Below are 24,369 nucleotides of genomic sequence, written 5' to 3'. Positions count from 1 at the left end.
AACCCTATCAAATATGAAGCCATTTGATGGTTATCTCAAGACGGTTTCATAGATCCAGGTATTCAGTTCGATAGTGTTTCTGAGGGTTTTCAGAAACCAGGCATCGGCTTTATAATCTTCAATGTATTTAGGGAAATAAACGTTCAGGCCTTTTCTGAAATTAAAAAAGCTGAGGTGTACATTTTCCGCTAAAGACTCAAGACGTTTGTTAAGCCATATCCTGTCCTCCGGCATTCCTGATTGATGATGCCTGATCAGAACTTCAATGACGGGGACATCAATTCTTTCCGACTCTCTTAGTATTTTGTCCAAAGCATAAGTCAGGACTTCATCATTAAGGAAATTGATATGAGGCAGATTGTCATCGTTGTTTTGGAAAAGATGTTCAAACTCTACATCCTGAAGCAGATGGAGAGCTCCATGCATGATTTCTGAAACAGGGCTGTAATCACTATTGTCTTTTACAATAAAGACGGCAGGAATGTCCATTTTCAGACGGATATAAGCTTCAATTTTATGATGCCCGTCCAGTACAAAAGCACAGCTCAGCATCGGATCCAAATGGAATAGGCTGTAAAATATCACAGGTTTTGGGCGGCCTCCTTTTCTGATCAGATCGATGTAATATTCCGTTCTTTCAGGATCAATGCTTTTACTTTCCAGCGTATACAGATAATTAAAATCATCAAATGGGTAGAACCAGCCGGAAAATTTCTGGTCATTCGTATTCTCATCAGCAGGTAAAGATCTGCTCATGTAAAAATTGGAATTATCGTGCGGAATCTTACCCAGATTGACCTGATAGGTACCATTTTCAAAAAGCTTAAGAAAATCCTCAATACCCGTCATGATTTCAGCTTCTGTTCCTTCGGTAAGTGCCTTATTAAGGCTGTCCGCAAATGTTATTTTTTCCTGTTCAGAAAGTTCAGACACGGCATAGTATTCACCCATACTTCCACGGGAGTCCGGCCAGTTTATGGCCACAGGACGTCTGATGATTAAGCAGGTAGCAAAACCATCGTACAGAGCTTTGATAATGCCCTGTCCGTGAGTGATGTGTATTTCCATGGAATGAATTAAGAAACGGCGGTGTAGCTTGCAAAAGCTTCTTCCAGACTGTTAAATCGACCTTTAAATTCGTCGATAGGGCAGTCCTGAAGGATGTTTCCTTTATGAATTAGAATGACACGGGAGCATAGTGCTTCCACCTCCTGCATAATATGGGTAGACAGAAGAACTGTTTTCTGTTGCCCGATCTCTTTTACTACATTTCTGATCTCAATGATCTGGTTTGGATCCAGTCCGTTGGTAGGTTCGTCCAGAATCAATAGGTCTGGCTGGTGAATGATGGCCTGTGCAAGTCCGACTCTCTGTTTGTATCCTTTTGAAAGCTGACCTATCTTTTTTGATTTTTCAGGAGTGATTCCCACCAGTTCAATCACTTCATCTACTCTGGCTGCTGATATTTTGTGAATGTTGGCCACAAACTGAAGATATTCTCGGACGTACATTTCCAGATACAGGGGATTGTTTTCGGGAAGGAAACCTATTTTTTTCTTGCTTTCAATCTCGTTTTCGGAAATATTCATTCCGTTAAAGATGATTTCGCCCTGATCAATTTTCAGTGCTCCGACGATAGATTTCATCAGCGTGGATTTCCCTGCTCCGTTTGGACCGAGAAGGCCGATGATTTCATTTTTATCAATAGAAATATTGATGTTGTCTAGGGCAGTCTGTTCTCCAAACTTTTTGGTTAAATTGATTATCTGAAGCGGCATAATTCTTAATGTCTTTCTGCAAAAGTAAAAATAAAAAACTCATTCGGGTGAATGAGTTCAGTAATATTGAAAAAAATACGATTATTTCTTTGATTTTTTGTTTTTGCTGTTACCATTTGAAGAGGGTGCAGCAGTAGATGCCTGGCTGGAACCCGCCTTGGTACCATTGATATGGTTGATGGTAGCCGGCTTTTCATACATGGCATATTTTCCATTGACTCTGCCGAATACTTTCTCCACTTGTTTTTTATTTAAAAACTGGGATTTTCCAACGTATTTACGATTTTTATTGATATACTGGATAAACTGAACGGTCGGCTGGCCGTAGTTTTTTTCATAATGAAGTTCAATAATGTCATTGGGAAGTTCCAGGATGATGTTTTCGTCCGGAGTTGTTGTGAAACCGTCCATGATCAGTTTGTACAGACCGGAGACATCTCCGTCCATATTCTGGAATGAAAAAGATCTGATGGTATTCAGGTTACTGGTATTGAGATCCTGATAGTTGATGGTAAATTTATCCTCTTTTTTATATAAACCTACGGAATTATCTTTGCCAATTTCCACCAGGCTTTCGTTTTTCAACACTTTGATCTGTGAGAAAACTGAAACGCCGAACATACATGTAATGAGTAGAATTATTTTTCTCATGTGGAGGGATTTTAATGTTTTATAAATTGGTGGATTAAAACTAATAATAAAAATGCGAAAAACATTTATTTCTTAAGCAAAAGTAACACTTTTTTTTAATATCCGTATGTGATGTCGTTTCCATATTATGTATGCCATAAGGATGTTTTAAGCCTTTCATTGATTTCATTTATAATGATTTACCGGCTTTTATATAGGGGAATTGAACTTTACACAGATAAAAAGATGTGCAATTTGTTTTCAGTATAAATCGCTGGAAAACAACAGGTCATTGTTTTTCATAATACAAGACATGATATTTTACGGATTAAAGGGAAATGATAGGTGCCTGATGATGTTCAAACCGTTTATCCATAGCTTCGAAATCATCATTGAAATACCTGATGAAACAGAAAATATTTTTAGCCCGGACAAAAAATGGAATAAAATAACTGTTATTTTTGTCTAATTATAAATCTTTATTCACGATGATCGATAGCACAGAATTTAAAGAAAACTTAGGATTAAAAGAAATTCCTGTTGAACTGGAAAAACTGATCTATTTCCAAAACCATATATCTTCCGGAGAAAACTATAGCCAGGGTTTTGGTGTTTTGATCGATGATAAATCCGGATTAAAGAGCTGGAGCGAAGATGAGAATTTTTTAAGCAGGTTATTTCCTATTGCCCAGGCGAATGGCTCAGGTTCATTTTATGCAATTTGGAATGACGGAACAGGTAAAACTTTAAACCAAATGCCTATTGTGGTATTTGGAGACGAAGGCGGTGTTCATATTGTTGCTGAAAATATCCTGCAGCTGCTTCATTTGCTCACTTACGATACTGAAATTTCAGTAGATTTTGATACAGCGTATTTTTACAGGGATGAAGATGATTATGAAGAAAGTGAAGATCTCGGTGAGTATCTGAAATGGATGGCAGGGGATTACGGCTTAGCTCAGATTGAAGAACCGGATGAACTCATCAAAACTGCTCAGGAGAGGTATAAGGAACAATTTGAACAATGGTCCGGGCAATATTTTGAATACTAATGATGATTAATGTCCATAGCTGACCACTCTTGAAATCTTCCAGCCATCCGATGTTTTTTTCCACACATGAACAAATTTGAATGTCCCGCAGTTGATCAGTGAACCGTTTTCCAGGCGGCAAAACTGATGAATGCCGGTTTGTACGGCTCCGTAATCTTTAATGGGATAGACTTCAACGGATCCCGTAACTAACACCCTTCGGGTATAGCTGTGATTTTTGGCCACTCTGCTGAAATTGTCAACGGTTTCCTGGTAGTTGGCCAGACCTCCTACATCATGAAAAAATTCAAGATCTGCAGTGAAAAATGTTTTAAGTTGACCAATATTTCCTGAGTTGGCAGCACCAAAAAGAAGGCTGTCTTTTTCCATAATGGTATCGTAAAGTTCCTTTGAAACGGGAGTGTAAGCTTTTGATTGAGAAAATAATGCCGTCCAGACTGAACAGCAAAAAAGTATTGAAAACAGTTTAACCATCAGCATTTTCTTCATAGGATAAGATTTTATAATGTCATGAAATTTAGGAAAGCTGGTCATATGGAGTCCTCAATTTGATCAAAGTTAACCAATTTAAGACTCAATGGGCTGGAAAAAGTTGAGATTGCAGAGTTTGCACTGGAAAGCATTACCGTTTTATTAGTATTGGTAGGGGATAATTTGTACTTTTATCCTGATTATAATTTTTGAATATGACTATTTTACATGAGGATCAGAATTTTACGATCCGGAATTTTTTACCTGAAGAACAGAACCTGTTTTGTGATCTTTTCGAAGATGATGAGGTTACCAAGTATCTTCCTTACCGTTCGCCTAAGCAGTACGCGGAAATGTTTGACATAGCGCTGGAAGATTATACAAAGGGCCCGTTTGGACGTTTCGGAATATTCGATACTGCGAATCATGATTTTATCGGAATGTGCCTGGTGAGGGATTTTGCAGATGCACCCGGACAGATTGAAATAGGATATACTTTAGGAAAAAAATACTGGGGAAAAGGGATTGCAACGGAAGTCAGCCGCGCTTTGGTTAAATATTCTCTTTTAAATACAGAAGCAGGTGATATCGTAGCCGTGACGGATCTGGATAATATAGGTTCACAAAAAGTATTGGAAAAAGCGGGTTTCAGCCGTATAGATAACCTGAAAAGACCTGATGGTGAGCTGGCTTACTACGTCATTCCACGCAGTTAAATTTCTTACTGATTGACAGAACCCTTAGAAACCGCCGTTACAAAAGCATCAAATTCACTTTTATAGCTTCTGCCAACAGGAATATGATAGGTGCCAAGGACGATTTCATGAGTATTAAAAGCAGTAACGAATTGAGTATTAATCATAAATGAACGGTGAATCCTTACAAATCCTTTCTCCGATAAAATGGACTCCAGATCTGTCATTGTAGCCTTGGAAATAATACTTTCATTATTCACCAGAACTGTTTTAATATCATTGCCCTGACTTTCAAAATAGACCATCTCCCGAATGGGAACTTTCCGGGTCATACCTTCCGCTTTAAGCATAATGAAATCCTCCTGAGCATCGGTTTTGTACCTTAAAACCCTTTCCACGGATTTAAAAAAACGTTCAAAAGTAATAGGCTTCAGAAGATAATCCACAGCTTCGAGTTCGAAACCTTCAATGGCAAAATCGCGGTAAGCCGTTGTGAAAATGGTAGGTGGTTTCTTTGACAGGGATCTGAGGAAATCAATTCCGGTTAAATGCGGCATCTGGATATCAAGAAACATCAGGCCTACCGATTTTTTCTGCAGAAGCTGATAGGCATCCATGGCATTTTCAGCTGTTCCCACCAGTTTTAAATGGCCGATTCTGGAAATATGTTTCTCCAGCAATGTGGCTGCCAGAGGTTCGTCGTCTACAATAATACAATTGATCATAAGGCTGCCGGGGTTTTTATTTCTACTTTAAAAGTATGATTTTCTCTTGAAACATTGAATACAAAATGATCCTGATAATGAAGCCGTAGCTGTTTTTCAATATTTTTAAGTCCGATTCCTTCGGGGTCATTGTTTTCATCGTTTCCACAGGTATTTTCAATGTTAAAAATTAAATAAGTTTCATCTGAGGAAACATCAATTTTAATCTCCGTCTGATCCATGCTTTTTCCTGCCCCATGTTTAAAAGCATTTTCCACCAATGTCAAATACAAAAGCGGAGGAATTGTGGCTCCGGAATTGAAGCGGATTTCTTTGCTGATCTTGAGCCTTTCTTTGCTATATCTAAGGCTTTCCAGTGCGACATAATGATCAATGACAGTGAGCTCTTCTGATACAGGAACCTCATTTGTAGGGCCTTTGTACAGAATATAATCCAGAATATCCGAAAGACGGCTGATCGATTCAGAGGTCTTCTCCGAATGACTGAGCGAAAGCGCATAAATATTGTTCAGGGTATTGAACAGGAAATGCGGATTCAGCTGGGATTTCAGCGATTTTAATTCCAGTTCTGCCTTTTCTTTCAGCAGCTGTGTGGTGTTTTCCTTTTCATCTCTGTAGCGGATCACAAACATCACCGATATGAAAATAAAAGCTGCGCTAATGAGCGAAAAAGTATAGTGAGTCAGAAGATACCTGATATCTGTAAAAATGCTGTAAAAACTGTCCTGAGGTTCGTCAATGAAAAAAGGTTCCGCACCATAGACAATAAAGATTCTGTTCATCACAGAAATGAGGTATAAACTGAGAATCAGAGCCAGAGAAAAGATGACATATTTTTTCCGGTCAAAAAAGTTTCGGATCAGAACGTAATAAATGAAATTGGCTCCGGCAATCTGAAATATCCAGTGACAGAAATTATAAATGAGAATCGTTGCAGACATATTGCCGTCATATTCTCCGTAATTTCTGACAGCTCCGAATAAGAATAAAGCCGTCCAAAAGAACAGCTGGAAATAAACAGTTTGCTTTAGATAATGTTCCGGTCTGAATTTCATAACGCTCAAAAATATAAAATCCGGCGCTACAAGTGCTGATTATTTGATAAAATGAATGGAATTGATGACGGAAAGCCCTCATTGCAGTTCAGACGGTGGATACTACTATTGACATCCGGATCAATGCTTTCTGCCATCATTAAGCTAAACTATCGGGTCGGTTGACAATATTTGCAGAAAAAAATAATGCCAACAGACACTCGTTCTTCCGAAAGACTTTACGGACTGGATCACTTACGAGCCTTAGCCATTGTATTGGTTTTAATGTATCATTACCGAGCTTTTAAACATCCCGCCTGGATTGATACAATAGGCAGGTTCGGATGGACCGGAGTGGATTTATTCTTTGTACTGAGCGGATTTTTAATCTCAGGACAACTGTTTCAGGAGATTGGAAAAAGTGGAAATATCAATCTGAAAACATTTTTCACCAAACGTTTTTTCAGGATCATTCCACCTTATATTTTTACGCTTTTTCTGTATTTTACATTTCCGTTTTTCAGGGAACGTGAATCATTAGGCGAATTTTGGAAATATATTACGTTTACCCAGAATTACGGGCTGGATGTCATTAACCGGGGAACGTTTTCGCATGCATGGTCTTTATGTATCGAAGAGCAGTTTTACCTTTTTCTTCCTTTGCTGCTTCTGATACTTATAAAGACTAAGATTTTCAGATACACAGCGTTTTTTGCAGGTGCACTCATGATTTTTTCCTTAACCGCTCGATTGATCATATGGGGAAATTCCATCGTTCCTGTGCTGGATACCGAAGATTTTTGGAAGATATGGTATATGCAAATATATTATCCCACGCACACGCGTTTGGATGGTCTCGCAGTCGGAGTGGTAATAGGTTTTCTGATGCAGTATTCCGTCCGTTTTAAAAATTTAGTTCATAACAATGGGAACAGACTTTTTATTCTTGGAATTATTCTCCTTGGACTCACATTCTGGATTTGTAATGATCAGGTTTCTAAGGACGCTTCTGTCTTCGGATTCACTTTGGTAGCCATCGGTTATGGAATTGTTTTAATGTCAGCCGTTTCCAGATCTTCTTTTATGTTCAAAACGAAATCATCGATCACAGCACAGCTGGCGGGGCTGTCCTATGCGGTTTATCTTTCCCATAAAGGCATTATTCGTATGATTCAGTATGCACTTGAAAAATTGGGGTTGGAAACATCTGACAATATAAGTCTTTTCATCTGTCTGGCAGGATGTATTGCCGGAGGACTGTTGTATAGATTGGTTATTGAAAAGCCAGCTTCAAAGCTTAAACGTCTATGTCTAAAGAGGGTAGATAAAGAACAGAGCTGAGGGATTTAAGAGCCCAAGAGCTAAGATGCTAGATATCAGATATCAGACATCAGACGGTGATTCATTAACTTAATTACTGCAAACGAGCAACTGGCAACTAGCAAATAGCAACTAGCAATTAGCAATTAGCAAAGCTAACTCCAAAACCCTCAAACTCTCTGACACTCAAACCCGCAACCCGGATTATTTAGGTAACGCATTTCTAATATTCTCAATGTCTTTCTGAAAAACATCAAGGTCTTTTTCGAGAACGATTTCATGGGTGTTTTTTGATTGTATAACTAGCACCTGATACTTTTTTTTAAGCAGGGAAGTAAGCGGTCTGTCCTTAAAAGCGAGTTCTTTTTCTCTTATGCTGAAATGATAGTCAGAAAATAGATAGTCAATTTTGCTGATACGAACACGGTCTCCTGTAATCTCACATTTGTTTTTGATGTAGGTCACGATCAGCAGAAGCGGCATGATGACAAACCCAAATAAGCTGAAAAGACCGATACGATAGGTTGGGTTTTTCTGTAAAATGACGCCATCTATCAGATTGTACAATGACCCGATCATAATGAAGGGAGCAAGAACCGCATAAAAGAGAAGGACTTTTTTGGCCAAACATATTTTTAAACTCATCTCTAATCAATTTAAATTATTCCTGTTGATCACATCTGCAGCTTAGGAATAAACAAAATGAAATTCTGTAATTTGTTCATTCTTAATTGAATGGAAAAGTAAGATATATTTTTCATCCTCACAACTAAGCTGATCAAGCGTTTACACTAAGAGAATTTCATAAAATATACTGCAAACAATAAATATTTTTCTTAAATTGAAATAAGATAACAGATATTATATAAGCCATAGGCCTGGATCAAGACCTTTTCCGGTCACGATAGATGCCTGCTTTCTGATCTCTTAAAATTAAAATAATGCAGTATCCAAAAATATCATTACTTCTCATTGTATTTTCTTCCGTAGCTTTTTCCCAAACCTATAAAACGTCTTCAACAGCTTTAGCGGGGAAAGAATTCCCGAAAATAGATGCACAGAAAAAGGCGGAGTTTCAGGTGTATTTTCCGGATGCACAATCTGTGGTTTTAGAGGGAGGTGACGGCATGCAAGGTATACAATCCTCGGTTTCAAAAGGAAAGAATGGTTTTTGGAATGTTTCCACCTCAGCCATGGAGGTAGGATTCCATTATTACTGGTTTAATGTAGATGGCCAGCGCAGAAATGACCCGAATACACAACTGTATTTTGGATACGGCCAGCCAACCAGCGGAATCGAAGTACCTTCCGGAGAAGATTTTTTCCTGGAGAAAAATGTAAAGCACGGAAAAATCGTTAATGACAGTTTACATTCACAAATAACACAGGGCCAGCGGAATTTTAAAGTGTATCTTCCTCCCAATTACGGGACCGGAAAATTACCCGTTTTATATCTGTATCACGGAACCGGTGAAGATATCACAGGATGGGAAAAGCAGGGCTACATCACCAACATTCTGGACAATCTTTTTGCCGAGAAAAAGACGCAGGAAATGATTGTAGTGATGGATTATGGAGTTGCACTGACTCCGGAACAGGAAAAAATGCCGGATGATTATCCCAGAACAGTTCTTTCTTCCAAAAACTTAGACAAAATCGTTGTAGGAGAACTGATTCCATACATTGAAAAAAAATACAAAACGAATACACAAAAAGCAATCGCCGGGCTCTCCCGCGGAAGTTATCAGGCCATGCTGATCGGAAGCAGTCATCCGGAAATGTTTTCTGCGATCGGGGTATTCAGTCCGGTGATTTATGAAGGAACTAATAGCGAGCCTTTTAAAGAACTTTCTATCGGTAATTTATTAAAATCAGGACAAAGGCCTTATTTCTTTATTGGAATCGGGGAAAAAGAAGATGACCGGTTTTTTCAGTTTAATAAGCAACTGACCGATTTCCTGGGCAAAAACAAATATTCTTATTTCCTTTACAAATCTCCCGAAACCCGCCATGAATGGCTTACGTGGAGAAGATCTCTGTATCAGTTTACACAAAGGATTTTTAAGTAAAAAGCAAAATACTTAAGATTAATCCGTATACCGTCTGATGGAACTTCCTGTACTCGAAAAATTTATTATATTTTTGAATATAGTTTTATCAGACTTCTATTTTTTTTAATTGTTAAGCACAATCAATTGGGCACAGCAAACCTCAATATTATGAAGAGAAGGTATCTCACTTATATTTTACTTTTTGGATTTCCTTTGTTTGGATGCCAGAATAAAGTGACCGGACAATCCACTTATCAGCAGGAGTGGATGGCATTGAAACAGCAAAATGAAGCACTGGCTTTTGATGCCGATATACACCTGTCTGATGCTGAAACCGCATTAGATAAAAAATTATTTCAGTTACGGAAACAGTTCCTTACTGAGACCAACAAACAGAAAATATCTTTGTTTAACAGTTCCTTTAATGAGTTAAAACCATTGATTGAAGGCAGCAAATTATTTGAAATCTTCCAATCAATGCCGAAAGGAGGTCTGTTGCATACGCACAGCGGAGGGATAACCGATATGAAGTGGGTGATTGCAACGGCAAGAAAATATAAAGAAGGTTATGTGTATGATCAGGCGGATAATGATCATTTTATCTTCGGTCAGCTGGCGTTCTTTGAAGAAGGGAAGGTGGCGGAAGGATTTGTGAGTCTTGATAAAAAACTGACTTCAGATCCTGATTTTGAAAAGAAACTGGCAGAGCTTCTTATCCTGAAGCGTGATAAACTCTGTACTTATACCGATTACTGGATTGAATTTGAGAAACGTTTTAAGCGGATCAGCCTGCTCCTGCCTTACCGTCCCTTTTTCAAGGAATACTATAAAAAAGGCTTTATGGATTTGGTGAACAATAATGTACAGCATCTGGAAATCAGGTATATTTTTGATGAACTTTACGATTTTCAGAAAGGAAAATATCCGTTGAAGACTTCGGTGACCGATTTACAGGAAATTGTTAAAGAAATACAGAAAGTACATCCGGAGTTCAGTTTAAAATTAATTTATTCCAGTTTTAAATTTTTAGACCAGAAAAGCATTGAAAAACAGCTTGAAACAGCTTTTGAGCTTAAAAAAGAATTTCCGGATTTTATTTCGGGCTTTGATCTTGTGGCGGATGAGGCTGCCGGGAACAGCATTTATTCTTTCAGGGAAAATTGGGTAAAACTGGATGAGCTGAGTAAAAAATACGGCGTAAAAATGCCTCTTTTTCTTCATGCGGGTGAAAGCAATTCGGTCTTCAATAAAAATATTCTGGATATTTCAGTATTGAACAACCCAAGGATAGGACATGGCTTAAACCTCATCTATTTTCCAAAAACGATGGAGTTGATCAAAAAACAAAACAAACTGGTTGAGGTAAGTCCGATCAGTAACCAGGTTTTAGGATATGTCAGTGATATGAGGAATCATCCTGCACTGGTTTTATTAAGTAATGGAATTCAATGTTCTATTAACAGTGATGACCCGAGTGTTTACGGATATGAAGGTCTTGGCTATGATTTCTGGGTCGCTTTTGTGTATTGGGAGCTTGATGTAAAAGCACTGAAAAAACTTGTTTTCAACTCAATCAACTATTCTTCTCTGAATGAAAGTGAAAAAAAGAAAGCTTTGACGCATCTGAATCAACAATGGAATGATTTTGTCCAAAAAACAAATCAGAAACTCAACTAATGTGTCAGAACGGGTGATGTAGTATTGCCCGTAAACTTAGAATAGCTGTACTTATGGTAAATGACTATAAAAAGTATGACCTTTTTGGGAAGACTTTAATGCAAAAGGTCGCATTGACTTCACCATTCCATTTTGATTTTCCTGTGAATGAGCAGGCCTGTTTTCTTTATGTTTTACAGGGGGAATTTCAATATAGAGTTGACAGCGAAGAAATTAATATTCCTGCCAATTATTCCCTATTTTTGAACTGTATCACTTCAGGAAAGCAGATCCATAACCCGGCTACCGAAAAAAAATGTGAAATCGTCATTGTCACATTCTATCCTGACATTCTGAAGAAAATTTATGACAGAGAATTGCCGTTATTGCTGCAGTCTCCGAAAAACAGGATTTCAAACCAATCCAATGAAAAAATAAATAATGATTTCCTGATCCAGAAATATGTGGAAGGATTACTGTTCTATTTTGAAAATCCGTCTCTGGTCAATGAAGATATTCTTGTGTTGAAACTAAAGGAGATTATTCTTCTGCTGTCACAAACAAAAAATGCCGAAGCCGTACAGCTTATACTGTCGCAACTGTTTTCTCCCACCACATATACCTTTAAGCAGATTATTGAAGCCAATCTGTTTTCACAACTCACAATAGAAGAACTGGCAGAGCGTAATAACCTGAGTATATCCTCTTTCAAAAGGGAATTCGCGAAACTGTATAATGATACCCCAGCCAGCTACATTAAAAATAAAAAACTGGAAAAAGCGGCCGAACTTCTGGCAGTTTCTGACCAGCGAATCACGGATATTGCCTTGGAGTGTGGGTTCAATGACCTAGCTAATTTTACGAAAAGCTTTAATGATAAATACAATACCAGCCCATCCAATTACCGTCAGGAAAACAGATAAGGAATACTAATAGTTTTTCAAAGTCTGCCTGAAAAGCAATCTTAAAGTTGATTTGGGGTTGTTTTTTTATGGACTAAAATGCCAAATAATTGAACGGAATCATAAAACCCTTTCCTTTTTTCTGTCGCAATTTTGCATGGTTCCCTAGATACTGAATCTACAGGATGAGGGGATCGTAATCATTTAAAAAAATAAAGAAATTAATCATTAAAAATTACAAAAATGGGACTATCAGGTTTAGGAATTTTTCATACAATCATTGGCGTTGCTTCCATTGTAGGAGCATTGGTTGGATTTATCAGATACGGTAAAATCAGTTTAAAGGAATTATCAGGGAAGATCTATTTTTACGGAACGTTGATCACTTCAATCACCGCATTAGGGATATCCAAGCACGGAGGCTTCAATCCGGGACATGCTTTTTCGGTGTTTATCATTCTGTTAATAGCTGTTGCCTATTTTCTGTTTTTAAAGATGGAGAACAGTAAGAGAGCCCGTTATTTTGAAAACTTTCTCCTTTCCTTCAGCTTTTTTCTTTCACTCGTACCAACAGTGAATGAAACTTTTACCCGTGTACCATTGGGACATCCTTTGGCAAAAGACATCAATGATCCGCTCATTGGCAAAACGCTTTTGTTTCTTTTGATTCTTTTTATGGCTGGGTCTGTTTATCAGTACTTCAATCAAAAAAAAGTCAATAAAACTACTTCACTTTATCTGGACTGATGATGAATTTTACCAACCCTATGCAGGTTATAAAACAGAAAAGAGGCTGTCTCAAATGCGAGGCAGCCTCTTTCTTAGTTGATCTCTGAAGAATTTATCTTAAGCGATTTATTTTTTAGGTTTCAAAGAAAAATTATCTACATAAACTGCCTGGTGTATGCCATTCAGTAAAACTTTCAGTCCTAAATGATTGTCTTTTTTTAAAGAAATTTCATATGTTTTTTTATCTCCCGTTATTTTTGAAGGTTTAGCTATGGAAACATAAGATTTTGTATCAGATGGATTGGCTATTGAGAATAATTCCAGTGTAGTTTCTCCTCCGTTGTCTGAAACATCAAGGGTCAGTGTATAGGTTCCTCCTTTAATTTTCGGAGTTACTAAATACATATTTTCTCCCGGGCTGCTCATTGAATAAAATATGATTCTTTTGTCGCTAGGGTAAAGCATCGCCTTTCCCTGTTGAGCCGTCCAGCACTTGTTCATCTCTTTCCACGTGTCGAAATTTTCTGTAATGGCGGATACAGTAGTGCACTGTGCGTTTGCTGTCAAAAATCCTCCTAAAGTCACTATTCCTGCGAGTACGATCTTTCTCATATATTATTTACATATTATCAGGTAAAAATAGTTAAAAAACGTCATACCGGAAAGTTATTTTTAATTAATCCAGATTAAAATAAAAGACTGATCAGAATTTAAGCCGGTGATTTCATTATGCACGGACCAATCCGTATTCCATGGCTAATTTTATGGCTGTGCTTAAGTTGGTAGTTTTGAATTTGACAATCAGATTTTTGCGATGACTTTCTACGGTGTGTGGGCTTATGCAAAGCTTATCTGCTATCTGAATAGTGGTAAAGCCTAATGACGCTTCCAGTAAAATTTCCTTTTCTCTGCGGGTTAATTTCGGGACTGCATTCAATCCGGAATTCGTTTTCATCTCTACAATTTTTTGGGTCTGATTGCATAAAAATTTCTCACCCTTAAGAATCGTCTGTATGCCTGAAATGATTTCCGAGACCAGGGCATTCTTCTGGATATATCCCATAGCGCCTTCTTCCAGCGTACTGTTGATGACGGCAAACTCATTATGCACACTTAAAATCATGATCTGCGTAGCCGGATATTTTTTTAATATAGGTTTAATCAAATCTATACTGTTGCCATCGGAAAGGTTGATGTCCAGTAATAAAACATCTATAATCTGGTTTTCTAATCCAGTAAAAAGCTCACTGGATGAAGAGTAGCAGCCTACTACTGTAAAGTTCTCCTGTTGGGAAAGAATATTTTTTAAGCCTTCCAGCAATAATGGGTGATCGTCGGTTATAGCAATTTTAATCATGGTTGGTTTATTTGGGAAATTTGATTTCAATATTGGTTCCTATGTGGATCTGGGATTCTATTTGCAAGGTGCCTTTCAGGAACTCAACGCGTGAACGGATATTGTGGAATCCTGCGGAATGAGAGTGATTCAGGATCTTGGTGTCAAAACCTTCTCCATCATCCTCCACAATAATCACATAGTCGGATTCATTTTCGATGAACTGAATAATGATCTGCTCAGCAGCGGCATGTTTTACGGCATTATTAACCAATTCCTGAACAATTCTGTAAACCAGCAACTGATTTTCCAGCGGCAGCTGATTTGAGTAATAGAGAAACTGAACATCAATATCCAGTTTCGGGGTAGTCATCCGGGAAACATATTCCATCAGGGTTTCCTGAAGACCATACTTCAGCAGCAGATCTGGCATCAGATTATGTGCAACACGGCGAAGTTCGTCCACTGCGATATCTATCTGCGCCATGGATCGCTCTATTTGCGGCTGATGATGATCACTGGATTTATCCTTTAATAAAAACAGATTCATTTTGGTTCCGGAAAGCAAACTTCCGAGGCCATCGTGCAGATCACGGGCTATTCTTCCTCTTTCCTGTTCCTGACCTTCCAACATGAGCGTAAGGTTGGAGATTTTTGAGTTCTGTATCACCGTTTCCATTTCAAGAAGATGTAATTTTTCCTTTTGCTTAATACCTTTCGTTCTCTGAAAATAGGCATATAAAAGCAATATGAGCAGTAAAGAAACAGAAGCCGTCAACCCGATGTAAAAGGTGTTGATTTTCTCCTTATAATCAACTCTGGCTTTATAGAGATCTACCTCCCGTTTTCTGTTAAAGGATTCCAGTTGAGATAAACGGAGCTCCTGAGCTTTTTTACTGTTTTCTATTTCAGTGAATTCCAGTTTTCTAAACTGATTCTCTCTCGTTAATTCGAGATTCTCCAATTGCTGAGCCTGCTGCAGACTATGCCAGCTCATTTCCTTGAGACGCTGTTCCTGCTTTTCAGAGGCCAGCTGTAACCGGAGCAACTGCTGCTTTTGTTTTTCCCTTTCATATTGGATTTCCAGTTTTTTACCTATGGCAGCATTTTTCTGATCATAAATCTGTTTGAAGGTTTCTATATATTTCTTTTGGTAAAATATGGCTTCCTTAAAATTATTTTCATTTTGAAAAAGTTGGGAAAGATTTTCAAAAATGGAAAGCTTAACCTGCGGATCTTCGATATTATTATACTCTGATTCTGCCAGTGCAGTCATCAGATAGTTTTTCGCTTCTTCCTGATGACCATTCTGCAAAGCTAATTCTGCCAGAATACCATTTGCGGAGGCTGCATGGTCATGGTTTCCTGTTGCGGTACCCTGGGTTTTAGCAAGATTGGCATAATACAGCACCTTGTCTCTGTGAGATTCAGGGAAATAATTTAAATACAGATTGGCCAGATTGATCGCTACAAAAGAAAGCGTGGAAGGAATAGGCATACGCGCCTTATTGGCTTTATACGTCTCTATTGCTTTGAGATAATACGACTCTGCCAGGTTGATAAGGGCTTTGTTATCGGTAGATTCATAGCGTTTTTCATACATATAGCCCATGGCCATATAAGAATCAAACAGATTCATGGGATCTTTCTGCTGTAAGGCAATTTCCAAGGATAGCTTGCTATATTTTTCCTGCAGCTGATACTCATTCCAGTCGGCATAAATACTGTTTAATTCCCGGTACACCGATGCTTTCCTATTATTTAAACTTTCAGAATTAGGGGCTTTTTCATACAGCGACAGGGCTTTTAAAAAATAGCGAACCGCCTCAGCTTCTTTATTATTACGGGTATGGATCCAGCCCAATCCATAGGCTACATAGCCTTTTGTTTCCTGATCTTTTGTTTTTGTTTCGTAAAATTGGGCGAGTCTGGACGCATTTTCATAGGCTTTGACATTGTCCAGCAATCGGTAGTTAATCGCGGCAATAATATACAGATAGGCAGCATATTTTCCGTCCGTTTCCTTTTTAGCATAAGTAATATTTTCATTTAAAACAGCAAATGCTTTATCCTCCTGTTGATTAAAGAAAAGGGCCTGTGCATACTTTCCTGTCATCATCATTCGCTGGGTGCTTCCCGGTTTGTATTTTTTGTACAGCTGTTCCGGGGTGTTGGAAATTTCCTGGGCTGATGCCGCATGACCTGCTAAGACAAGACATAGAAAGAGAACAGGAAAACGTAAAAAGGAAAAAAAATTGATCAGCATTTTTCAGATGGTAAAGATGGCAAAGATGGCAAAGTTATTACTTTGCGGTTTCTCACGGGTTATATTTCATATTCAATTTAAATAAAAGGACAGTGAATACCGTCAAAGATGAGCCCCTTCATAGATAAAGCCAAAACTCGTTATTCTTGTGCGTTTTTTCAATCCCTGTTTTCAGCTAATTTCAGGGATGAAACTAAACTGAACAAATTGGCTGAAAACAGGGATGTTTTATCATCATTTTTTTGCACAAATTTGCCTTTAGTATTTGTGAAGACAAATAGTATAATCAAAATGGAGATGAAATAAGATGTAATTTTGATTCAGAAGGTGTTCCCATCGTCGGAAGCCTATCATAAATAAAGAGCAAAACAATGAAGAAAACAATTTTGATTTTTTTACCCTTACTAATGTCGATTTCCTGTAAAGATAAAAAGCAGGAAACAAAAAATAAAACAGCACCGCCTCAGGAACAGGTTCAGCATAGTAAAGATTCAGCGGATCTGAAACAGAATCAGGTTGAAGAATCAACGGAGCCTATCAGTATTCTTCTCCCTAAAGAGTACCGGGACTTTGGAAAAGAAAATGAGGTCAATGGATTGGCAAAGGATTGGCTGGATTTATATCAAAAGAATGGAAAATTTTATTTGGGTAAATCTGACTATATGGTTACAAAAGGGTTTTCTGAATGTTCGGGAGATTCTACGAAAGTCATTCATTCTAAAAATAACAGTCTTGTACTCATAGGTCATTCACGATTGACACCTGGTGAAATAAAGACCGTAAAAATTGTGAAGAATAAAATATGGCCGAAGGAAAAACTGAAATTCTACTTCGGAAATGAAGAATATACATTGCGTGCAGAAGGAAAAGTGCTTTCATCAGAAAAAGTACACACGGATGAAGGAGAGGAACTCTATCAGAATGTAAAGGATTATAAGCTCTATCTGTCAGCCAATAATACTCCGGAAACCTTGTTCTTAGAGGAAGAATCATTCAACGATACTTTTGTCGAATTACTTTTCATAGGAGATATTGATAAGGATGGAAAACCAGATTTTATTTTCGGGGCCAACAGAGATTATGAGGAAGAACGGGTGATTCTCTATCTCTCTTCCCAAGCAAAAAAAGGAAAGCTCATTAAAAAAGCAGCAGAAGTAGCCATTCAGTTTGATTGTTAAAACCGTCGCAAGAGAAAACAGTAAAACAATGAGAAAGACCGTTTTTAATTTTTTGTTATTAGGAACAGTGATTTCCTGCCAGGAAAAAATACAGAATTCAGAGAACAATGAAAATCATTACATCAATGAAACTCAGGCTGTTCGTAATGATTCAGTAAATGCTCAGTTTTCTTTTATGAACGTTCCAATGGAAGAATTACCGGTATCGGAAACCACCAGGTTTGAGACTTTTGACGAAGCATACAGAAAAAAACATCCTTCAGCAAGAGTGTATACTAAACTGTCCAATGAACAGGTAGAAAAGCTGGGTTTGCAGAAGTGGTTGAAATTCGGTAAAAACGTTACAGTAAATTACCAGCTGTCCTTTCCCGGAAAATTCAAAACTTTTGTATTGACTTATCTGGACAGGGAAAGTGAACTTAAAACGCTCATGGTAACGTTTGATAGAAACTATAAAAATATTGATGAACTGCTGGTTGCTTATGATGGAAGTCCAAGGTTTTCGACTTCAACCACAAGCTCGATTTCCAGTTCTAACATCTTGGTGCGCAACGTTTATAGAGCATCGAGACGATCAGAAATCATAAATTCGTCATACCTTATCAGGGAAACTGGTAAATTTGAAAAGCGGTAAAAATAAACCATGAAAACAAATAAGATCTGTAAAACTCATCCATCGATTTCCCCTTTATCATTTTATTTCGAAACAGGTAAGAACACAAATTAGCTGAAAGCAGGGATTTTATACGAGGATGCTTTTACAGATCTTTGTTTATAATTATTTCGGACCAAAACACAATGATGAAATTTTTCTATGAGTCTGGAAAAACAATGCAGAACTATGAGGAGAGCAAGTGAAATTGACTATCTAAACCTTTTTTAAAAAACATGAAAAAATTATTGACATCAGCGGTTTTTGCCCTGATCATAAGTATTCACGCCAGTGCACAGGAAAAAATCTATTTTGATGAAAACTGGGAAAAAACCACGCAGAGCAAAATGGAGTTTTACCGGGAAACAGAGCGTAAAGGAAAACTCACTTTAATCAGAGACTTTTATAAAAACGGAACGCTTCAAATGGAAGGCCTTGTTTCTGATGCTACGCCGGGAAATGAAGTGTATGAAGGTAAAGTAACCTGGTACAATGCGGAAGGAAAAGTATTGAGTACAGGGACATTTTCCGGAGGCAACCAGATAGGACCGGCTAAGACTTTTGATCAGCAGGGAAGAGTTCAGGAGGATTTGGTGTATAAAGCGGACGGTACTTTTACAGGCACCATCTACAACTATAAAAATCCGGAAGAAATGACTTATAACAACACGATGACTACGTATGAAACTCCCGACAGTTTCAGATCGGTTGTATATGATGAAGATATCAAAGGGATCCGTTATGAAACCATCAGCAACAGCAAAGAAGAACTGTTTGAAACTAAATATTATGGTGATAAAGGCAAATATATTGGTTCAAACAGCTCCGGGAACTCCAGCGATAAGGTGATGGTGGAGTATTACCAGGATCCGATGAAGGTTTCCAAAATTGAAAAGCAGAATAAAGACGGAATCGTAACAGAAATTACCATTTACTCCAAAAAAGGAGGAATTCTGCAGGAAGACAAGAAAAACAAAAAAGGCGGCTATCAGAAAACGTATGATGAAACGGGTAAGCAGATCGGTAACCTTACGTATATTTATGATAAGGAAACTGAGTATTACAAACCTCAGGATGGCGAGGATTATCAGTACAATTATGAATTTTCCGGCTTCTCGGCTATCGATGTTTATAAAAACGGGGCTTTAGTCCTGAATAAATATTTTGATGAAAATGGAAAACTATCTTCCGAACAGGCCGTAAAAGATGAGATGATCCAGCAAATTACATATTATCATCCAGACGGAAAACAAAAAGGCGCAGTGACTTATAAAGACGGTATGCCTTATGATGGAACACTGTACGAGGGACTTATTGAACAGAAGTATAAGGATGGTCTTTTAATACATTCTAAATCTTTCAGGGACGAGGAAAAATTAAAAGTGGAGACGAAAATTAATGCAGATCAGACCGGATACAATTCTACGGTTTATGATGAAAACGGAGCTGTCACATACACCTACAGTCAACCGCTGGAACAGGAGGATGGTTTCACAGGGCAGATTGTGCAATATGTCAAAGGAAAAGCGGCCAATAAATCGGTGGTAAAAGATGGCATTCTTCAAAGCGGAAAAATCAAATATAAATCTGAATATGGTTTTAAAGAACTGGAACGCAGCGGAAAGTGGGTTCTGATCAAAATTTCTAACCCGGAAGGGAAATTAATTCAGGAGTCTAAAGTGCTTGCAGAAATGGAAGAGACGGATCTTTACAGCCCGCTCAACACATTGATCACAGAAGCTGATCTTCAGTACGAATTTTATGAATCTTTATAAAGTAATATGAGTTCGGGGTAAGATTTAAAGGAGTATGAATTTTAAATGATAAGTGATGAATTTCAGGGGTAAGAGGAAGGAATTTGAGATCAATTGCAAAACTTGGGAGCTGATAAGCTTTTTTTGACGCAAAGAAACTGATGATCCGGTTAATAAAGGGAAGCAAAGGCGGAATCAATTTCATTGATTCGATTAAGCGGATGTTGTATACCGATAGCTTCATCAGTGACACAGTCACATTCTTTGCCTTCTTCAAAACTAAACGTTAACAAGATGAAGCTTTGCGTTTAAAAACTTTATCTTTTTCACAGGTTTTAAAGTTGATCCAGTATACGGATTTGAAAGGCCGTTCCTGGCTTAAACCCCGCATCCCGAAACATAATGAACTCCTAAAATTCGAAAAAAAGTCTCAAATTTCTACTTTCATATCTGAAATCTGAAATCTGATGTCTAAAAAAAATATTAACCCCTAACTCATATTAAAGTAGCTTTTTGAAACCACGCCATAAACCACATACCATGATCAATAACAACCTTTTAATTCTTTCCCTTTTTGCCACTCTGACGATTATAAGCTGTCAGAACGATAAAAAAGAACCACCCAAAAACGAAATAACCGGAAAACCCACCCATCATAAAAAACCCAGCCAACCGCAGGAAAACCCTTCACCAAAATCAAATCCCAATACAAAGGACCATATCGTTTTATCAAAAAAACACAGTCCAAATACAATTTCCTGCGATTTGGATGGAGATCACTTACCGGACACGGTGAATATTGTTCAAAACACAGACAATAAAAAATACGGTCTGGAAATTATTTTCGGCAACAAAAAAGTGGAATATCTGGGCATGGGAAAAGAGATTTTGGGTCAGGGATTTGATGATATCGATTGGGTCGGCGTATTTGAAAAAGCGCCCAAAGGTGAAATCTACTGGAATAACGTCAATGAAAATGGAGACATCATGAGCGACGAAGAAGTTAAAGAATCCGATAAGATCAAACTGCCCAATGACGGGATTTTTATTCATCAGGAAGAAGCCTGTGGCGGCGGTGTCATCTATTGGAAAGACGGAAAATTTGAATGGATACAGCAGGAGTAGGAGATACCCGGATGTATACAAGCTTTAATTGTTCATCGGAAAACCGAAAATTTAAAAACTTTTAGGTATTATTGAAAGAAGTAAGATTAGGTATCCAAAGCCAAATTCCTTTGTAAAGAACTTAAAACCAAATAAAAACGATGAAGATCAATTATTCAATGATCCTGTATCTTTTATGCATTCCTTTAGGATGGAATTTTTCCTTGTCTGGTGTTGAAAATTTGTCTGCTTCACGGACAGTATGTTTCATGATAGCCTTATTGATGACTATGTATGGAGGATTTCTTAATGCGAAACGTCAAATGAAATACCGGTCTGTTCTTTGGATATTTTTCGTCAATCTGCTGTTAGTATTGGGGTATATTATTTCAAATGGAGGCACTGGAAATACTTCCTTATTCGGAGGCAACAATTGGGCGTTAGGGTTTTTCCTGATGCATTACTGGCTGAATATGCATTGGACTTATTTAGGCTTTTTAAATCTTCCATTGTTCGATGATGATTTTACCTTCTTATTGATTGGAATGTGCAGTTCTTTTCTATTTCCGTCGATTGGTTTTCTGATAGGAAAATTTTGGTACAAAAGATTAGATAAACGGATGAAGTAAAGAAGGAGTAATAGTTTTACTTTCTGAAATTGAAGTAAAGGATTGAGTAGTTGATATATTTAGAATCCCTCGATGAGTTGAGGGATTTTTGTTGGTGTAGACTAAAACTATTCATCACCGTTCTTACATAAACTTTGCAGACTGGTTGGAACTCAGTAAGATTAAATAACGTCCATGATCATCGTGTATTTATCAATTCCTTTACTAAATCCGTCCGGGACAATCTCTACTGTTCTAAACCCATTCTTTTCATAAAATTCAGCGGTATGCTGAGAGGTTTCAATTTTGTAGGGGATAGAAGGGTAAGTTTTTTTCAACAAATCAATTCTATATTGGGTAAATGCTTTTCCAATTCCTTTTCCATGGTAATCGGCGTGAACAATTCCCCAGGATAATCCCCCACGATTGTCCCTTATATCTAAGAAAAATCCCCCACATCCTACTACCTGACCATCGATTTTAACCACAAAGTAGTTCTCTTCGGTATCATTATCCAGAAAGCTTTCAAAGAGCGGCAACTCTTCGCTCGCAAAAAATTTAGGTTGATTACTCTTAAAGATTTGGATACAATCTTCTCTGAAAATTTTGGTGTAATTGATGATTTTCATAAATAGGTGTTGGGTACTACCAAGATACAGGAAATTTTGTAATTGTGGTTTGTTGCATTAGAGATTCACTTCTTTCAGATAGCGCAAGCGTCCCGTTGTCTCAAGAAATTATATAGGATAGGAGCCAAGGCTTGCAACAGCGTGGAAGGTAGAATACAAAGAGGAGGGTTATCAATAATGAAGAAAAAGATTTTGTTTGGACCTGTCTTACACTTTTGGGTGATTTTTTAAAGTATCTATTGTCAAAATTAAATATTTCTTTAGATTTGATCATAATAACCCATAAAAAACTACAACCATGCTTATCGAATTTAGACAAGGTAATAATGTGCCTATCTCTGTTAATTTTAATCACATCTGTTCATTTGAGCCACATCCCAACGGTGGAACTATAATAAGAACAGTAAATGGATTTTCTTTTATTGCCGCTGATGCATACAATTTAGTAGGCAATAAAATTCTAAATATGATTAAACCAAGACCTAGATCAAAGACAACAGATGAGACAAAAAAATCTAAAGCTTAGGTAGCAGCCTTCCCATCGCTGTTGCAAATGTCTCGTTTGTGTCCATAATTATAATCTGATACGAGCTAGAACCTTACAACAGCGTGGGACTACCTACTTCAGAGAACGAAAACTCCGGAAGCGATAGCTTTTTATTACGGGTTTCTGTAATTGATGTTTTATAATCACTAAAGATATTAATTATCTTAAAAATGAACTTCACTATTATAGAGCTAAAAAAGCTGAATTAGACAGAAATAATTTTTGGACTTTTGCGGCACTACTTCCATATAGTATATCCTCAATATTTACAGGAAATATGTCTCCATTAACACCAATAGCTAATATATTCTACACTTTTCATTATATCATAATTTATTGTATTGGAATAGGTGTTTTCCTTTACTTTCTGATTAGAAACCTAGAATTAATTATTAGAAACCGAAAATCTAAATTTTAGTTCTTCCGCTGGCGCAAGCGTCCTGCTTGTGTCCATGTACTATATAATCAGGTAAGAACCAGAGTCTCGCACTAGGATGTGAGATAACAAAAAATCCCAACTCTCGTCAGGATTTATTATGTATATTATTTTTGAAATCTATTTAAGAAGCGACCATATTAAAACCCCAATTCCCGCATAGGCAGTCACCGTAATAATATCAGCTATAGGTTGTGAAAAGCGTTTTTCCGCAATTTTCTCGCTATTGATCTGGTTCTTATGGAATTTCAGAGTTTTCTTAGGATTGCTAATCGGGTGGGCCACCAGACTGTCGCTTTCCCACTTGTCAACGATTATTTTATAGCTCTTGCCATCAACATCAATTTTAAATTTCTTATTAGGAGCAAGTTTCTCCTGAACATTGATAGGAACAGGCGCTGGCTGTGAGTTCACGATTTGGGATTCCGCTATTGAACTTTTCATTTGCTCAGAAGAAGCATTATTAGCAAGAGCTGCATTCCTTTTAGAATCCTGCTTGTTATCGGTCGCTGGATCCACTGGTTTTTTAACCTGGTACGTATAGCAGCTGCTAAGAGAAAATGATATGATGATGAGATAAAGATTCTTTCGCATGGACCAAATTTAAGAATTAAACGGAATATTTAGTATTTTCTTTTGCAAGATCCTGTTAAAAAAATCCCTCCACCGGCGCAAGCATCGTCGTTTGTGCCCAGAAACATAATCTGAGAGGGAATGAAATCATCAATCCTTAATTAATTCAATGAAGCGAATATCTTATCCTTCCGCTTAATCAGCGATGAAATCGCCCCCTTTGCTCCCCTTAAAATCATAAGA

The 24,369-nt window shown here is 37.6% G+C and carries 25 protein-coding genes; 13 read left to right on the top strand and 12 right to left on the bottom strand.

Annotated elements, in window-relative coordinates:
- Positions 1 to 30: 30 nt before the first annotated feature.
- The 3 genes from LC419_RS01070 to LC419_RS01060 form a co-directional block, all read right to left on the bottom strand.
- Complete coding sequence (locus tag LC419_RS01070; RefSeq protein ID WP_223605603.1) at positions 31 to 1,068, bottom strand: hypothetical protein; 1,038 nt, start codon at positions 1,066 to 1,068, stop codon at positions 31 to 33.
- 8 nt (positions 1,069 to 1,076) lie between these two features.
- Entirely contained in the window at positions 1,077 to 1,778 is a 702-nt protein-coding gene (locus tag LC419_RS01065; protein WP_223605602.1) for an ABC transporter ATP-binding protein, read from the bottom strand.
- A gap of 81 nt (positions 1,779 to 1,859) precedes the next feature.
- Complete coding sequence (locus tag LC419_RS01060; RefSeq protein ID WP_223605601.1) at positions 1,860 to 2,429, bottom strand: hypothetical protein; 570 nt, start codon at positions 2,427 to 2,429, stop codon at positions 1,860 to 1,862.
- Positions 2,430 to 2,896: 467 nt separating this feature from the next.
- Between LC419_RS01060 and LC419_RS01055 the strand changes: the two genes are divergently transcribed.
- Entirely contained in the window at positions 2,897 to 3,460 is a 564-nt protein-coding gene (locus tag LC419_RS01055; RefSeq protein ID WP_223605600.1) for a hypothetical protein, read from the top strand.
- A 6-nt stretch (positions 3,461 to 3,466) separates the two neighbouring features.
- Here the strand turns inward: LC419_RS01055 and LC419_RS01050 are convergent, their stop codons facing one another.
- Positions 3,467 to 3,949 carry a nuclear transport factor 2 family protein gene (locus tag LC419_RS01050; protein ID WP_223605599.1) on the bottom strand — a complete coding sequence of 161 codons (483 nt, stop codon included), beginning with the start codon at positions 3,947 to 3,949 and terminating at the stop codon, positions 3,467 to 3,469.
- 197 nt (positions 3,950 to 4,146) lie between these two features.
- Here LC419_RS01050 and LC419_RS01045 point away from each other — a divergent pair, with 197 nt between their 5' ends.
- Entirely contained in the window at positions 4,147 to 4,647 is a 501-nt protein-coding gene (locus LC419_RS01045; protein WP_223605598.1) for a GNAT family N-acetyltransferase, read from the top strand.
- Positions 4,648 to 4,652: 5 nt separating this feature from the next.
- Here LC419_RS01045 and LC419_RS01040 read toward each other — a convergent pair whose 3' ends face one another.
- Both LC419_RS01040 and LC419_RS01035 read right to left on the bottom strand, forming a co-directional pair.
- A complete protein-coding gene (locus LC419_RS01040; RefSeq protein WP_223605597.1) occupies positions 4,653 to 5,351 on the bottom strand; it encodes a LytTR family DNA-binding domain-containing protein in 699 nt (232 codons plus the stop codon).
- Positions 5,348 to 6,406: a sensor histidine kinase gene (locus LC419_RS01035; RefSeq protein WP_223605596.1), complete on the bottom strand. Its 1,059-nt coding sequence runs from the start codon at positions 6,404 to 6,406 to the stop codon at positions 5,348 to 5,350. The genes LC419_RS01040 and LC419_RS01035 overlap by 4 nt, the downstream gene beginning before the upstream one ends.
- A gap of 186 nt (positions 6,407 to 6,592) precedes the next feature.
- Between LC419_RS01035 and LC419_RS01030 the strand changes: the two genes are divergently transcribed.
- Positions 6,593 to 7,726, top strand: coding sequence for an acyltransferase (locus tag LC419_RS01030; RefSeq protein WP_223605595.1), 1,134 nt, complete (start codon positions 6,593 to 6,595; stop codon positions 7,724 to 7,726).
- A 183-nt stretch (positions 7,727 to 7,909) separates the two neighbouring features.
- Here the strand turns inward: LC419_RS01030 and LC419_RS01025 are convergent, their stop codons facing one another.
- Entirely contained in the window at positions 7,910 to 8,350 is a 441-nt protein-coding gene (locus LC419_RS01025; RefSeq protein WP_223605594.1) for a hypothetical protein, read from the bottom strand.
- Between the two features lie 296 nt (positions 8,351 to 8,646).
- Between LC419_RS01025 and LC419_RS01020 the strand changes: the two genes are divergently transcribed.
- From LC419_RS01020 to LC419_RS01005, 4 genes are all read left to right on the top strand, one after another.
- Positions 8,647 to 9,774 (top strand): alpha/beta hydrolase-fold protein, encoded by a 1,128-nt coding sequence (locus tag LC419_RS01020; RefSeq protein ID WP_223605593.1) that lies wholly within the window; start codon positions 8,647 to 8,649, stop codon positions 9,772 to 9,774.
- 150 nt (positions 9,775 to 9,924) lie between these two features.
- A complete protein-coding gene (locus tag LC419_RS01015; RefSeq protein ID WP_223605592.1) occupies positions 9,925 to 11,433 on the top strand; it encodes an adenosine kinase in 1,509 nt (502 codons plus the stop codon).
- Positions 11,434 to 11,486: 53 nt separating this feature from the next.
- On the top strand, positions 11,487 to 12,335 hold the full coding sequence (locus LC419_RS01010; RefSeq protein WP_223605591.1) for an AraC family transcriptional regulator: 849 nt from the start codon (positions 11,487 to 11,489) through the stop codon (positions 12,333 to 12,335).
- A gap of 222 nt (positions 12,336 to 12,557) precedes the next feature.
- Positions 12,558 to 13,061, top strand: a complete 504-nt coding sequence (locus LC419_RS01005; RefSeq protein WP_223605590.1) for a hypothetical protein — start codon at positions 12,558 to 12,560, stop codon at positions 13,059 to 13,061.
- A gap of 108 nt (positions 13,062 to 13,169) precedes the next feature.
- On the opposite strand, the gene LC419_RS01000 is transcribed toward LC419_RS01005, so the two are convergent.
- From LC419_RS01000 to LC419_RS00990, 3 genes are all read right to left on the bottom strand, one after another.
- On the bottom strand, positions 13,170 to 13,655 hold the full coding sequence (locus LC419_RS01000) for a hypothetical protein (protein WP_223605589.1): 486 nt from the start codon (positions 13,653 to 13,655) through the stop codon (positions 13,170 to 13,172).
- Between the two features lie 115 nt (positions 13,656 to 13,770).
- Complete coding sequence (locus tag LC419_RS00995; RefSeq protein ID WP_223605588.1) at positions 13,771 to 14,400, bottom strand: response regulator transcription factor; 630 nt, start codon at positions 14,398 to 14,400, stop codon at positions 13,771 to 13,773.
- Between the two features lie 7 nt (positions 14,401 to 14,407).
- Positions 14,408 to 16,645, bottom strand: a complete 2,238-nt coding sequence (locus LC419_RS00990) for a sensor histidine kinase (RefSeq protein ID WP_223605587.1) — start codon at positions 16,643 to 16,645, stop codon at positions 14,408 to 14,410.
- A gap of 371 nt (positions 16,646 to 17,016) precedes the next feature.
- Between LC419_RS00990 and LC419_RS00985 the strand changes: the two genes are divergently transcribed.
- The 5 genes from LC419_RS00985 (at position 17,017) to LC419_RS00965 (ending at position 21,962) form a co-directional block, all read left to right on the top strand.
- The gene (locus LC419_RS00985; protein ID WP_223605586.1) at positions 17,017 to 17,823 is read left to right on the top strand and encodes a hypothetical protein; all 807 of its coding nucleotides are present in this window, start codon (positions 17,017 to 17,019) and stop codon (positions 17,821 to 17,823) included.
- A 28-nt stretch (positions 17,824 to 17,851) separates the two neighbouring features.
- A complete protein-coding gene (locus tag LC419_RS00980; protein ID WP_223605585.1) occupies positions 17,852 to 18,457 on the top strand; it encodes a hypothetical protein in 606 nt (201 codons plus the stop codon).
- Between the two features lie 254 nt (positions 18,458 to 18,711).
- Positions 18,712 to 20,250 carry a membrane-binding protein gene (locus LC419_RS00975; protein ID WP_223605584.1) on the top strand — a complete coding sequence of 513 codons (1,539 nt, stop codon included), beginning with the start codon at positions 18,712 to 18,714 and terminating at the stop codon, positions 20,248 to 20,250.
- 519 nt (positions 20,251 to 20,769) lie between these two features.
- Positions 20,770 to 21,354, top strand: coding sequence for a hypothetical protein (locus tag LC419_RS00970; RefSeq protein ID WP_223605583.1), 585 nt, complete (start codon positions 20,770 to 20,772; stop codon positions 21,352 to 21,354).
- 248 nt (positions 21,355 to 21,602) lie between these two features.
- Positions 21,603 to 21,962: a hypothetical protein gene (locus LC419_RS00965; RefSeq protein WP_223605582.1), complete on the top strand. Its 360-nt coding sequence runs from the start codon at positions 21,603 to 21,605 to the stop codon at positions 21,960 to 21,962.
- Between the two features lie 161 nt (positions 21,963 to 22,123).
- Here LC419_RS00965 and LC419_RS00960 read toward each other — a convergent pair whose 3' ends face one another.
- The gene (locus LC419_RS00960) at positions 22,124 to 22,570 is read right to left on the bottom strand and encodes a GNAT family N-acetyltransferase (RefSeq protein WP_223605581.1); all 447 of its coding nucleotides are present in this window, start codon (positions 22,568 to 22,570) and stop codon (positions 22,124 to 22,126) included.
- Between the two features lie 298 nt (positions 22,571 to 22,868).
- Between LC419_RS00960 and LC419_RS00955 the strand changes: the two genes are divergently transcribed.
- A complete protein-coding gene (locus LC419_RS00955; RefSeq protein WP_223605580.1) occupies positions 22,869 to 23,096 on the top strand; it encodes a hypothetical protein in 228 nt (75 codons plus the stop codon).
- 577 nt (positions 23,097 to 23,673) lie between these two features.
- On the opposite strand, the gene LC419_RS00950 is transcribed toward LC419_RS00955, so the two are convergent.
- A complete protein-coding gene (locus LC419_RS00950) occupies positions 23,674 to 24,147 on the bottom strand; it encodes a hypothetical protein (protein ID WP_223605579.1) in 474 nt (157 codons plus the stop codon).
- Positions 24,148 to 24,369: the final 222 nt, after the last annotated feature.

The organism is Chryseobacterium sp. OSA05B, from assembly GCF_019970065.1.
GTDB lineage: Bacteria > Bacteroidota > Bacteroidia > Flavobacteriales > Weeksellaceae > Chryseobacterium.
The sequence above is the reverse complement of the archived record's forward strand: the minus strand, read 5'-3'. Positions and strand labels throughout refer to the sequence as shown.

Coding starts and splice junctions, on each gene's coding strand:
- LC419_RS01070 (WP_223605603.1), bottom strand. CDS start 1,068: ATGGAAATACACATCACTCACGGACAGGGCATTATCAAAGCTCTGTAC.
- LC419_RS01065 (WP_223605602.1), bottom strand. CDS start 1,778: ATGCCGCTTCAGATAATCAATTTAACCAAAAAGTTTGGAGAACAGACT.
- LC419_RS01060 (WP_223605601.1), bottom strand. CDS start 2,429: ATGAGAAAAATAATTCTACTCATTACATGTATGTTCGGCGTTTCAGTT.
- LC419_RS01055 (WP_223605600.1), top strand. CDS start 2,897: ATGATCGATAGCACAGAATTTAAAGAAAACTTAGGATTAAAAGAAATT.
- LC419_RS01050 (WP_223605599.1), bottom strand. CDS start 3,949: ATGAAGAAAATGCTGATGGTTAAACTGTTTTCAATACTTTTTTGCTGT.
- LC419_RS01045 (WP_223605598.1), top strand. CDS start 4,147: ATGACTATTTTACATGAGGATCAGAATTTTACGATCCGGAATTTTTTA.
- LC419_RS01040 (WP_223605597.1), bottom strand. CDS start 5,351: ATGATCAATTGTATTATTGTAGACGACGAACCTCTGGCAGCCACATTG.
- LC419_RS01035 (WP_223605596.1), bottom strand. CDS start 6,406: ATGAAATTCAGACCGGAACATTATCTAAAGCAAACTGTTTATTTCCAG.
- LC419_RS01030 (WP_223605595.1), top strand. CDS start 6,593: ATGCCAACAGACACTCGTTCTTCCGAAAGACTTTACGGACTGGATCAC.
- LC419_RS01025 (WP_223605594.1), bottom strand. CDS start 8,350: ATGAGTTTAAAAATATGTTTGGCCAAAAAAGTCCTTCTCTTTTATGCG.
- LC419_RS01020 (WP_223605593.1), top strand. CDS start 8,647: ATGCAGTATCCAAAAATATCATTACTTCTCATTGTATTTTCTTCCGTA.
- LC419_RS01015 (WP_223605592.1), top strand. CDS start 9,925: ATGAAGAGAAGGTATCTCACTTATATTTTACTTTTTGGATTTCCTTTG.
- LC419_RS01010 (WP_223605591.1), top strand. CDS start 11,487: ATGGTAAATGACTATAAAAAGTATGACCTTTTTGGGAAGACTTTAATG.
- LC419_RS01005 (WP_223605590.1), top strand. CDS start 12,558: ATGGGACTATCAGGTTTAGGAATTTTTCATACAATCATTGGCGTTGCT.
- LC419_RS01000 (WP_223605589.1), bottom strand. CDS start 13,655: ATGAGAAAGATCGTACTCGCAGGAATAGTGACTTTAGGAGGATTTTTG.
- LC419_RS00995 (WP_223605588.1), bottom strand. CDS start 14,400: ATGATTAAAATTGCTATAACCGACGATCACCCATTATTGCTGGAAGGC.
- LC419_RS00990 (WP_223605587.1), bottom strand. CDS start 16,645: ATGCTGATCAATTTTTTTTCCTTTTTACGTTTTCCTGTTCTCTTTCTA.
- LC419_RS00985 (WP_223605586.1), top strand. CDS start 17,017: ATGAAGAAAACAATTTTGATTTTTTTACCCTTACTAATGTCGATTTCC.
- LC419_RS00980 (WP_223605585.1), top strand. CDS start 17,852: ATGAGAAAGACCGTTTTTAATTTTTTGTTATTAGGAACAGTGATTTCC.
- LC419_RS00975 (WP_223605584.1), top strand. CDS start 18,712: ATGAAAAAATTATTGACATCAGCGGTTTTTGCCCTGATCATAAGTATT.
- LC419_RS00970 (WP_223605583.1), top strand. CDS start 20,770: ATGATCAATAACAACCTTTTAATTCTTTCCCTTTTTGCCACTCTGACG.
- LC419_RS00965 (WP_223605582.1), top strand. CDS start 21,603: ATGATAGCCTTATTGATGACTATGTATGGAGGATTTCTTAATGCGAAA.
- LC419_RS00960 (WP_223605581.1), bottom strand. CDS start 22,570: ATGAAAATCATCAATTACACCAAAATTTTCAGAGAAGATTGTATCCAA.
- LC419_RS00955 (WP_223605580.1), top strand. CDS start 22,869: ATGCTTATCGAATTTAGACAAGGTAATAATGTGCCTATCTCTGTTAAT.
- LC419_RS00950 (WP_223605579.1), bottom strand. CDS start 24,147: ATGCGAAAGAATCTTTATCTCATCATCATATCATTTTCTCTTAGCAGC.